The organism is Clostridium sp. ATCC BAA-442, from assembly GCF_964239415.1.
Classification (GTDB): Bacteria; Bacillota; Clostridia; order Oscillospirales; family Oscillospiraceae; genus Flavonifractor; species Flavonifractor plautii.
In genome coordinates this window covers 1-11968 of record NZ_CAXSQB010000064.1, presented here as the reverse complement: position 1 = coordinate 11968, position 11968 = coordinate 1, and the positions used below count along the sequence as shown (strand labels likewise).

General features: G+C 57.2%; 6 protein-coding genes. 3 read left to right on the top strand and 3 right to left on the bottom strand.

Annotated elements, in window-relative coordinates:
• Window positions 1-319: 319 nt before the first annotated feature.
• Window positions 320-3550, top strand: a complete 3231-nt coding sequence (locus tag ACESY8_RS17740; protein ID WP_434307752.1) for an S-layer homology domain-containing protein — start codon at window positions 320-322, stop codon at window positions 3548-3550.
• Window positions 3551-3610: 60 nt separating this feature from the next.
• Here the strand turns inward: ACESY8_RS17740 and ACESY8_RS17735 are convergent, their stop codons facing one another.
• Window positions 3611-4018 (bottom strand): hypothetical protein, encoded by a 408-nt coding sequence (locus ACESY8_RS17735; RefSeq protein ID WP_039997328.1) that lies wholly within the window; start codon window positions 4016-4018, stop codon window positions 3611-3613.
• A 134-nt stretch (window positions 4019-4152) separates the two neighbouring features.
• On the opposite strand from ACESY8_RS17735, the gene ACESY8_RS17730 reads away from it, so the two are divergent.
• The gene (locus ACESY8_RS17730) at window positions 4153-4704 is read left to right on the top strand and encodes a hypothetical protein (RefSeq protein ID WP_082382935.1); all 552 of its coding nucleotides are present in this window, start codon (window positions 4153-4155) and stop codon (window positions 4702-4704) included.
• Here the strand turns inward: ACESY8_RS17730 and ACESY8_RS17725 are convergent.
• Complete coding sequence (locus tag ACESY8_RS17725) at window positions 4635-7469, bottom strand: S-layer homology domain-containing protein (RefSeq protein WP_373222990.1); 2835 nt, start codon at window positions 7467-7469, stop codon at window positions 4635-4637. The two genes, ACESY8_RS17730 and ACESY8_RS17725, sit on opposite strands and share 70 nt — an antisense overlap.
• 311 nt (window positions 7470-7780) lie before the next feature.
• Here ACESY8_RS17725 and ACESY8_RS17720 point away from each other — a divergent pair, with 311 nt between their 5' ends.
• The gene (locus ACESY8_RS17720; RefSeq protein ID WP_054339578.1) at window positions 7781-8233 is read left to right on the top strand and encodes a hypothetical protein; all 453 of its coding nucleotides are present in this window, start codon (window positions 7781-7783) and stop codon (window positions 8231-8233) included.
• Between the two features lie 42 nt (window positions 8234-8275).
• On the opposite strand, the gene ACESY8_RS17715 is transcribed toward ACESY8_RS17720, so the two are convergent.
• Window positions 8276-11968 (bottom strand): hypothetical protein (locus ACESY8_RS17715; protein ID WP_498794906.1); only part of this gene is annotated, 3693 nt, incomplete at its 5' end.

Here is an 11968-nt window from a genome sequence, read left to right as displayed (position 1 = left end):
GCCATAAAGGCCGCCCCTACGGATGCCGGGTGTTGTGGGCGGGCGAGCCGGGGCAAAAACAGCCCCCGGGGGGACGCGGATGTCCTCCCGGGGGCTGCGATACCTTATAATATAAAGAGGGAAACGGCCGGTTCTGGTCGGTTTGGCAGGGAACGGGCGTTGTTTTACAGCTTTGTTACAAATGCGCCGGAGGTGTTGACCTTTTGCGAAAGATGCTTTATCATGCGTACAGAGGCAAGGGGAGTTATACTTGACTGAAACGCGCAGTCGTGAGTAGGATGCCCCGAAAGCTCAAAATTTAGAAGGAGGAATTCCAAACATGAGAAACCTCAAGCGGACTCTCAGCCTGGCTCTGGCCTCCGTCATGCTCGTGGGCATGATGAGTGTCGGCGCCAGCGCGGTGAACGCGAGCGATTTCACCGATGCGGATGAGATCGTAAACAAGGACGCCGTTTCTACCATGACTGCCCTGGGCATCATCAATGGTAAGGAAGACGGCAGCTACTTTGACCCCACCGGCAACGTGACCCGTGCCGAGATGGCCAAGATGCTCTGCGTCGCCATCAACGGCGGTGTGGATCCCGTGCTGGGCGTCAAGGACACCCCCACCTTTACCGACATCAAGGGTACCTGGGCAGAGTCCTACATTGAGTACTGCGCCGCCAACGGCATCATCGCTGGCCGCGGCAACAACAAGTTTGATCCTACCGGCACCGTGAGCGCCACCGAGGCCGCCAAGATGCTGCTGGGCGTGCTGGGCTACAACGCCGAGAAGTCCGGCCTGGTGGGCAACGACTGGGCCATCAACACCAACGTGCTGGCCAACCAGAACGGTCTTTACAAGAACCTGGCCAATCTGAACGCCAACACCCTGCTGACCCGTGACAATGCCGCCCAGATGATCTACAATGCTCTGGACGCCAACATGGTTGAGCTGAACGCCGCTGGCAACTACACCACCAGCCAGTACAGCTACACCGGCACCGAGTCCGTCGTGACCGGCACCGAGCGCGTGTGGGTTGTCAAGATCAAGGACAGCTCTGTTAACGATGCCGTCAAGGCTCTGGACGGCTCCGTCTACAACAGCCGTCAGGATGCTATCGACACTCTGAAGGACGCGAACGGTGGCACCACTCTTGATACTGGCAAGTACACTCTGGAGCAGAAGACCCAGAATGTTTACGGCGAGAACACCGTGACCAAGTACGCCGACGAGACCATGGGCCACAAGTACCTGTCCCTGATCACCGACGGCGACGCTGTGCTGACCGACGTGGAGAAGGACAGCAAGGGCACTTACACCCTGTACATGAATGGCATCACCACCAAGGGCCAGTACACCAAGGTCGAAGGTGACTACAGCAACCTGATCGGCCAGAAGGTCGAGGTTCTGTATAAGGACAGCGAGAATGTGTACGGCGTCTATGCCTCCACCGACAGCTCCCTGATCGTGGAGAGCACTGCCGGTAAGGTTGAGGCTGTCAAGAACGGCGAGGTCAAGATTGACGGCACCACCTACAAGGTGGACAGCAATGTGACCACCACCGCTCTCTACACCGGTAAGCTGATTGACGGCCTGAATGTGGGCGGCAACAAGGCCGCCGCTGTGAAGGCTTACGACAATGACGACAACGGCAAGATCGACACCGTTGTTTACGTCCCCTTCACCGCCGCCAAGGTGACCTACGTGGGCGAGAAGTCCTTTAACACCGATGTTAACACCAATGTTAAGTTTGAGGACGTGAACGCTTACGACGACATGGCCAAGAACGACTATGTCATCAAGAGCGACGCCGCCAACACCGTGGATGACACCGATACTTATGTCCTGGCTGAGACGGTCGAGGGCAAGATCGAGGCCACCAAGAGCGACTCCGTCCGCATTGACGGCACCTGGTACAACTATGTTACCAGCGATCCCGACACCGATCTGGCTCTGGACAGCACCGTGAAGGCCGCTGTGCTCAACGGCTACATCGTGAAGTCCGAGGTTATCACCTCCAGCCACGAGCTGCAGGATTACGCTGTGATCGTGAACACCGACAAGGATATCAACGGCGAGCAGGCCAAGCTGCTCTTCGCCGACGGCACCACCAAGGTGGTTACCACTGATGTCAAGTATGATGGAACCTCCAGCCGCGCCAATGTTGGCGATCTGGTGACCTACGAGGTCAAGAAGGGCGAGTATGTCCTGACCAAGGCTGAGACTTCCGATGCCGACAAGGCCGGCTTTGACAAGATTGTTGCTAACACCTATGCCAATACTTCCGGCAAGGGCAAGATTGGCGGCGAGAGCATCGCGGACGACGCCGTGATCTTCGTGAAAGACAACGCCGGCAAGTTCTCCACCATGACTGGCTCTGACTTTGCCAAGTACAGCTCCGCTTCCGTGGCCAGCATTTCCAACGCCTATGCCAACAAGGACAACTCCACCGGCTACAACAGCGTGGTTCTGGCCTATGCGACTCTGAACGCGAAGGTCAACTCCATCACCAGCAACTACGGTTATGTGACCAGCGCCGTGTCCACCACCAAGAACGATGACGGCGAGACCGTGTCCGTCTTCACCTTCTGGGATGGCGCCACCGAGCACAAGGACATCATGACCGACGAGAAGGTTTCCCTGTCCAAGGGCGACATCTTCACCTACGAGGAGAACAGCGACGGCAGCTACACTGTCACCGAGGTCGACAACCTGCTGCGCACTGCCATCATTGCCTACAACGAGAAGAACGGCGATATCCGCTTCACCGACGCTTCTCTGAGCGACAAGGGCAGCAATGTCAACGCTGAGATCACCGACGATACCGTTATCATCGGCATCAACAGCGACGACAAGGCCGGCGTTGAGGGCGCGGTGCCCACCATCGCCATCGAGACTGATAAGTCCGGTGTTTACCAGGCCAACGCCTACTATGTGATGGGCGCCGGCGACGAGGTGAAGCTGCTGGTGGTTGACACCTACGGCAACATCCCCGCGGTTGACAGCGTAACTACTGTTACCGACGAGAGCAATCTCGGTACTGCTCTGAAGCAGTACACGGATGTGACCTTTGAGGGTAATGCTACTATTTCCAGCAAGCTGGAGATCCCCGCTGGTGCCACCCTGAACGTCAAGGGTGATCTGACCGCAAATGCTGCTATCGTTGGCAACGGCACCCTGAATGTGACTGGCAATATCAGCGACACCAGCAAGGTCAGCACTCAGCTTGAGTCCACCAAGACCGGCGAAACTGTTTCCGTGTCCGGCGGTGTGGTTCTCGGCGACGTGACCGGCAATGTCGGCTCCGGTAGCGCTCTGTACTCCGGCGATCAGGTTAAGGGCAAGGTTATCGTTCAGATTACCGTTCCTGCGGATGCGGTGACTGACGGCACCTCTAAGATTAAGTTTGACGGTTCCGAGCCCTCTACCCCCACGCTGACCAATCGTAGCGACATTTATCTGGCTATCGATATGAGCCAGTCTGGCCAGAAGGTTATCACCATTGACAAGGACGGCGATTGGAGCTCTACTACTAACGATGTGTATACCCTCACCGTGAAGTGGTAATCTAACTGCAATCGGCTTATTACGAAGAGAGGCGCCCCCGATTGGGGGGGGCTCTTTTTGTTAGTGGAAGGCTATATAGTAGTAGCTCATTCCGGATCGGTTTGCGTCCGCGTAGAATCTGCCCTCTATCAGGTCGCCGCGGGCCACCCGTATTCCGCTGCTGGTGATCTCCACCAGGTTTCCGTCCCGCATGGTGACCGGCGCTCCTTGCAGCGCCAGGCCGCCATAGGTATACATGTCGGACTGCATTGCGCCGTCCTGCCTTACCACAAAGACTGCCCGGGGCGATACCCCCAGCGAAATATCCCGGCTTCGGGCGTCATCCCCTGTATAGCTTCCACTTAGAATCTCAGGCTTTAAGGCCAGTGCTTTATCCAGCACACGGAAATCCTCGTTGAAATCCGTGCGCAGGAAATTGTCCTCCGGCTCCCACTGGTGCAGGTGATAGTGTTCGGTATAAGCTGCCATTTTCATTCCTCCCGCAGGGGGGCCGGGCAGCGCCTTTGCTGTACTGGAAAACGCGGCCCCTGCGGGAAAGGAACCCCGCGTCCGGCTGTCTACCGGACGCGGGGATGGCCTTGCCTGCGGAGGGGGTAATATAGATGGCAAACTATACAGCGCACTATCACCTGCACCAGTGGGAACCGGAGGACAGCTTTTTACGGAGAGACTTCAACGAGGATTTTCAGAAAATTGACGCGGGCCTCGCCGGACGGGGAGATTGCAGCCTTCTGTTCGGCTCTTATGTGGGTACGGGAACTTGCGGCCCGTCCGAGCCTACCGTACTTACACTGGGGATTCCAGCCAAGGCGCTTTGGGTAAGCTGCGGTTCACGCCACGCTGTCTTTCTGAGGGGGAACACGCAGGCGGTTAATTTCAGCACCAGCGATGGAGAGCTGCTTGAGGTGGAGTGGACTCAAGACGGCCTGAGCTGGAAGCTGGGGGGAGGACTTTACAATCACGACTACCAGCAGCTCAATGAGGCTGGAACCATCTATTATTACGCGGCGCTATATCAAGAAAGCAAGAAGGCCCCGGGAAATACCCGGGGCCTCCTTGCTTCTTGGGGTTTGGTGATCAGAACTCAGCGGATAGTGAAGGTACCGCCAATCAGCTCATCGCCGGTGGTCGTATTGACAATCGTCCAAGTATAAGTGCCATCGACAAGCGCCTTATCGCTCATCTCATAGCCCTTGGAGGAATTATTGATGCCTTCACCAATGACCTGCACATAGAAGTAATGGAAACCAGTGGTCACACCTTTGGCATCTTCCTTGTACATCAGATTACCCTTGCTGTTCTTGATGGACAGAGCAACATCCTGAGCATCCTTGTCAGTAATGCGGAAGGTGAAGAACATGTTGTCGGTGATTTCACCGCCGATGTCATCCTTCTTATCCTCAGGCATCTTGGTCAGAACATAGGCACCATTGGCTTCGCTGCTCAGATCAGAGGCGTTAACAACGGTAGCAGTATTTACACCGCTGCCGGAAATCTCAGCCTTGTCGCTGCCGGAGGAGGTGGTGGAGCCGTAGAAGATGGTGACGATCTCGCCGTTCTTCACGATGGCGGTAACCGTCATGCCCTTCTCCACATCACTCAGAGAGCCAGTCTCGATCTTCTTGCCCTTGGTGACGGCATAGACCTCTACATCGTCGGAAACAGCGTAGCTCTTGCCGCCCAGGTCGATGATACCATCCTCGGCCTCAGCCTTGACCTCCACGCCGGGAAGCTGATAGGTATCATCGGTAGTGACCTTGCTGTACTCCTCACAGGCGGAGGCGTCCAGAATCTCGTTCTCAGCATCCGCATAGGCGATAACGTTCAGCAGAATATCGGTCTTCAGGACATTGCCGCTGGGATAGCTGTCCTTCAGCTCCTCATCCATCTTGACAGTGGTGATCTCGCCGTTGACAACAGCCTTGTACTCGTAGTAGGTGTTGTCGCTGTCCTTCACCTTGGTGCCGGCCTTGGAGCTGAGGACATACACGATGTCGTCAGAGCTCGCGGACACATCGGAGATGAAGACCATGGTAGCCACAGTGCTACCGCTCTTGCAGTAGTAAACAAAGTTGCCGCTGTTGTCCTTCAGGTCGGGAACATTGGCATAGCCGGTGTAGGACTTATAGGTGGCCTTGCTGCCGGTGCCGGTCTGCACCAGGAAGACGGTCTTGCTGTTGGCGTAGACAGTCTTAGTGTCCAGAGTCATGGCGGACTCGCCCTTGTTGATCTCGACCTTCTTGTTCTCGGCCAGACCAGAAGTGCTGACGCCCTTGATGGTGTAGATGTCCTTGGAGTTCTTGCTGTACTCTACGATGTAGCCCCGCATGTTTTTCAGAGCGGTTTCCTTTGCACTAAAGTTACTGCCGCTCAGACAGTCCTCATCGACCTCGGCCTCGACCACGGTGCCGTCGGCCAGCAGAAGCTTGGCATAGTAGGAGCTCTCGTCGTCATAGCGGCCCTCATCGGCACCGGTGTTCACGACGTAGGCGTAGTCGCTGGAGGCCTTGGATACGTCGACCTTAATGACATAGCCATAGGAATCCAGGTACAGGTCCAGCACGCTGTCGACCTTGACATCACCCTTATTGGACATCTTCGCGCTGTACTTGTAGGTCTCGCCGTCAGCCACGAAGCTGGAATCGCCGGTGGTCTTGGTGACCTCGACGCCCTCAACCACCTCGGCCAGGGTCATGGTCTGGATCTCACCATCAGCCATGGTGTAGAGAACCACGTCGTCCTTCTCGAAGGACTCAGTCTCAAACTTCTTGCCGTCCACGGTGACATAGCGGTCATCGCCGTCCTTCGCGGCGGTAACCTTGGAGATCTCGCCCACGTAGGTGTTGATGACCACCAGGGTCACGTTGTCGTCGTTGTCCACAAAAGCCTCGACCAGAACGCCGTTGCCGCCGAGCTCGTCGTCGCTGTTGCCCTTTTCGATGGTGAAGGTGCCATTGGCCTTGCCGTCCTCGGTCACATCCACAGTAGTGGTCTTATCCAGGCCCAGGTCGGAGTACAGGGTCTTGGAGCTGACCTTCTCGGAGTAAGAGGCATCGGCGGTGGAAGCATAGGTGCCGATCTCCTTGGTGCCGTTCTTCCACTGGTCGGAGGGACGGCCGAAATCGTCGTGGTTATTGCTGTTCAGGGTCAGGTCAGAGAAGTACTTCTCGCAGAACTGCTGCACCTCGTCCTTGTCGCCCTTCACGGTGCGGTAATCATCGGTCGTGCTGTTGGCGACCTTCACGGGGGCGGAAGCACCCACGATAACCTGCATGCCGTCGGAGCCGATGACAGTGGTGCCCTTGTTGGTGTAGTACACAGTGTCGGCGGTCAGGGTCTGGAACGCCATCTGGGCGGCCTGCTCACGGGTCATGGCGTCGGCCAGCACGATGCCCTTGGGGGCGATGCCCGCGTTCACCGCGTCGGCGGCCACGTTGATGGCCCAGTCGTTGCCCACATAGTTGGCAACCTTCGCGTCATAGCCCAGGGCCACCAGCATCATCTTCGCAAAGGCCAGGCCGGTCAGCTCGCCCTCGGGGTCGAAGTTGCCGTTGCCGGTGCCCGCCAGGATGCCCTGCTGCACGCAGTAGCCGATATAGCCCGCAGACCAGCGGTTGGCCGCCACGTCCTTGAAGGTGGTGGAGTTGGTGGTCAGCTTATTGGCATCCTCCTCGCCCAGGAGCATGACAGCCACGATCTTGGCGGCCTGCTCACGGGTCAGGATGCCGGTGGGGTTGAAGGCGCCCTTGTCGGTGCCCTCGAACACACCGATGGCGGTCATCACATCAACCGCCTCAGTGTTGGTGATTTCAGCAGAGTCGTTGAAATCACTGCTCACAGCGCTGGCGGAGACGACCATCATGCCCACAATCAGGGCCATGGCCATTACCAGGCTGAGAGTCCGCTTGAGGTTTCTCATTTGGATTTCCTCCTTCTGAATTTTGAGCCAGAGGGGCGTATGACGCCCCTTACAAAGGAGAAATAGGTACAAATATCTGCTCGTTTTCACCTAAAAAACTCGGTGAAGGCATGGAAAGGTTTGCTTGGTAGGCATTTGGTAGACAATCCTGACAGGGAAAAAGGGCTGAGGCCCTGAAACCAGAAGGGTTTCAGGGCCTCAGGTGGTAGACATTTGGTAGACGGAATCTCCAAACACAGCTGTAGACTGTCCGGGTTTGGGCATGCGGCGGATAGTGGGGTGTCCCTACATGGGGAGGAGATGTAAAAAATATGGCAAATTATACGGAACACTATCAACTGCACCAATGGGAGCCGTCCGACAGCTTTTTGCGGACGGACTTCAATCAGGACTTTGCCAGGATCGACACAGGCATGCGGGCCGCCAAGGCCCAGGCGGAGCGGCTGGAACGGGAGAAGGCCGAGATCAGCACAGGAGCCTATACCGGCGACAATGCCGCCAGCCGCACGATTCACCTGGGATTCCGGCCCAGGGCGGTTCTGGTGGAGATGGCGCTTGGCAACCGCTATGGAAGCAACGGCGGCGAAAGCATCAGCGGCGGCCTGGCGGTAGACGGCTGGCCAGTGTTCTATCAGGACATCAACGGACCATGCACGCCCGCCATCCAGATCCAGGCCAGCGGCTTCGCCGTTACCCAGGACAGCCGGAACCGCTCCTATATGAACTACAGCGGCACCAAATACCATTATTTCGCGGTGAAATAGAACATCCCCCCGGGTATAGCCCGGGGGGATGTTTCAATATGATCAGGCGTAAGTGTAGGTAATATCACCAGGGGTCAGCGTACCGCCAGCCTCATAGGAGATAGTGATGCTGAAGGTAATGGTATTGCCCGTAGCGGCTCCGCTCAGGTCAACGCCATCGCTCGTGAAGGTGAGGGCAATCTCGTTGGAAGCAAAGGCAACGGAATTGGTGTCCTTGCCACCTCCCAGAGTCGCACCGCCAACAGTGCTGGCAGTTGCAGTCAGCTTGGTAATCTTGGCGCTGATGTCAGCAGAGATGTCAAACTTAAACTGCGCGGTGGCCAGACCGTCGGAAGCGCTCTTATCGTTAGCACCAGCCTCCATGACGGTGGAACCGTACACAGCGGTCAGAGTAACATCGCTACCGCCAAGAGTCACAGTAGCGCCGGGCTTGTAAACCTTGCTGTTGGTGGCATCATACCAGCCCAGGAACTGGTAGCCAGTCTCAGCAGCAGGTACCGCAGGAGCGGTCACAGAGGTAGCATCGAACTCGGCATCGGGAGCCGCAGCGCTTGTATAGGGAGCGCCGGGAACCTCATAGGTAGCCTTATACACCCGAGTGAAATTGCTGGAGCTAATCGGGGTGTCACCGTTAGAAAGATCACCCACATTTACAGTGATGCACTTGTCGGAATCCACTTCGTAGTTCTTGCCATTAAAGGCGTAGTTTTCTCCAGCATTCCAGTCAGAGTTCTGGATCGCAACGGTGGTGGCATCAGCGGGGATGGTCACCTGCTTGCCGGAACGGCTGTCCTCCTCGGTCAGAGGAGTCTGGCTGTTGCCGGCATAAACAGCAAATTTGGCGGCATCCGCAGTGCTGTAGCTGATGGTCTTGGCGGTGTAAGTACCCACGGTCACAGTGGCAAGATTGCTGACCACGACGCTCTCGATTTTGCCGGTCTCGGTGTTGGTCACCTTCACATAGAAGTAGTGGGAACCGGCAGACAGGGTGTTGGCGGCAACACTCAGAGTGTTGGTCTTGGCGCCGGTGTAGCCAGCCACATTGACCAGAGAGGTGTCGTCGTTGGGGGTGTTGGTGCTGTTGTCAGCGCTCTTGAACCACTCGTAGCTCAGAGTGCCGGGAGCGGTGGCGGTCACAGACAGGGTCAGCGCCTGGTTCTCGGTAATATTGGAGTTCGCGGCAGGCTGAACAGTAATGTTGGCATTGGCGGCATACACGCCGTCCAGGGTGCTCAGAATGTAGGCGGCGCGGACAATGTTCTTGTCGCTGTCGATGACCATGACAACCTCGCGGCCCACGTTCTCGGAGAAGGAGCCGACAGGAGCCTTCTCATAGCTGTTGTCCACGTCCTCCACGTTCCAGATGTTGTTCTCATAGGTGAAGGTGCCGTCGCCGTAAGTACCGGTAACCAGGTTGGTCATGGTCTTGTCGGTGTAGAGGGCCACGGTGCCGGTGCGCAGCTGACGGGCATAGCCGCGGACGATCTCCAGGTTGCTGGCCTGGTTGTCATCGCTGGAGAAGTTGGGCTTGGTCAGGTCGGAAACACCGTTGCCGTCAGTGGTGTAGGCATAGGGAATGCTGAAATCGTCGGAGGTGTTGAAGATACTGTTGTAGTCGTTGCGGGTGATCTTCAGGGTGGTCACAGTGCCATCCATCAGAACCACGTTCAGGGTGGCATACTTGCTGTCCACGCTGCTGCGGCTCAGAACGAAGGCATAGTCCTTCTCCACGGCCACGCCCTTGGCGTCAAACAGCACGGTGGAGGCCAGGGTGGACTTGCTGTCCAGGAAGCGGGCGGAAACAATCTTGTTGTTATCCACATGAGCCATCTCATTGTAGCCGACAGCCACGCCGTAGGTGATATCGCTGGGAGTGCTGTTGTCATAATAGAAGGCCACAGTGTTCTTGTCTACGGTGATCTGGCTGTTGTTGCTGTTGTAGCGGATACGGGCGGCGCCGGTCTCATAGGCGCTGCTCATGGTCTGCTGCTTCACGTCGGCGGGGTTGAAGACGTCGGTCACCACGGAAACCTCGTCGTTGCTGCCCACGATGGACTTAATGGTCAGCACATTGTCATCGTTCAGGGAGTAGGCGATGACATAGCCAGCAGCGCGGCCGTCCTTGTAGTCGGCGTCGTTGATACCAGCAGTACCATTCGTATCAATGTTCTTGTTGACAAAGGCGCCGGTATTACCAGTCTCAACAGGAGTCTTCCAGGGGGCGGTAGCGGAGTTGTCGGAGTCGGAGGTGCCCAGGAAGCCCTTCAGCTCCTGAATGCCCTGATTTTTGCTGTATTTCTCAGTATGGCTGTTAGCGGTGAGAACGTCAGCAACCTGCTCGCCCACGTTCTTGGCGGAGGCGGAGAAGTTCAAGGTGTAGACGCCCTCGGTGCCGTCGGCCAGCAGGACCTTGATCTTGCCGGAGGCGTCGGAGGCAAAGGCGCCGGGCTCATAGCCGGAGTCCAGAACCAGGGCGTAGTCGTACAGGCCCTGCTCGGAGGGACGGTAGGCAATGACGTTGCCGTTGCTGTCCAGGATAAAGTCGTAGTCGGAGTCGAACTCCACGCCGCCGTTGTCGCACTTGAGCACGTCGAACTCATAGGTGTTGTCGGCGGTGTCAGCCTTGTACTGGATGTAGGAGGGGTGGTACTCGGTGCCGCCCACGGTGATGGTCTGCTCCTTCTCCTTGTTGGCAGCATAGGACTCCATCTGGCCGGTGACCACCTGGGGCTCGGAGACATAGTAGCGGCCGCCGTAGGAGATGGTCAGAACCAGGTCGCCCTCAGCTAGGTCGGCCTCGGTCACGATGTCCTCGTTGTCAATGGCCTTGTTGGAGTTGAAGGTGTTCAGAGTGGTGGTCTCCTTGGAGGCGCTCTTGGCGATGACCTGGGACAGGGTCTCCTGGAGGTACAGCACGTACTCAACCTCGCCGTCGTTATCGTTGTCGATGGCGGTCAGCTCCACGCCGTAGCCGTTGGTCTTGCCCTTCACGCTGTTGAAGCGGTCGCCGGACTCGAAGCCCATAGCCTTGGTGGCGGCAGCCTCGTCCTTCATTACGCCGTAGTTGACGTAGTAGGCGGTATCGCCGTCCACGCTCAGGCCGGTACCCTTCAGGAAGTCCTTCATGGTGTCCTGGGTGTCGGCGGTGGTCTTGACCACGTTGTTGTTGCCGTTCACGTACACGCCCAGAACCTCGGAGTTGGCCAGAACGGTAGTCTTGCGCACATACATGGTTACAGTCTGACCCAGCATGTCGACGGGAGTGGACACGTTGAAGATAACGGGGTTCTTCTCCTCCTCATACTCGCCCACAACGGTGTTGCTGGTGGTGGACTTGTAGACCTTTACGTGATCCATCTTGGTCTTGCCGGTGGCCAGGGCGTCCTCGCTGTCGGTATCCTCTAGCTGGGCCCACTCGTTGCCGGTGACCACGCCCTCCACCTTATAAACGCCATACTTGGTGGACAGCAGGGTACGGTGATCCTCAAAGGCAATGGCGTAGCCGTTCTCGTACTTCTGGATCATTTCGATGTCCAGAGCGTTGTAGATCAGCAGCGCCGCGTTGTCGCGGGTCAGAGGATCGCCGGTGGGAGCGGTCAGGTCATCAAAGATGCCCAGGGTAGAGGCCAGAGAGGCGGTCTTGATGGCCCAGTCGTTGCCGGTCAGGCCCTCGAGCTGCGCGTCGTAGCCGGCGGCCACCAGCAGCATCTTGGCGGCCTCGTTGCCGGTAACGGT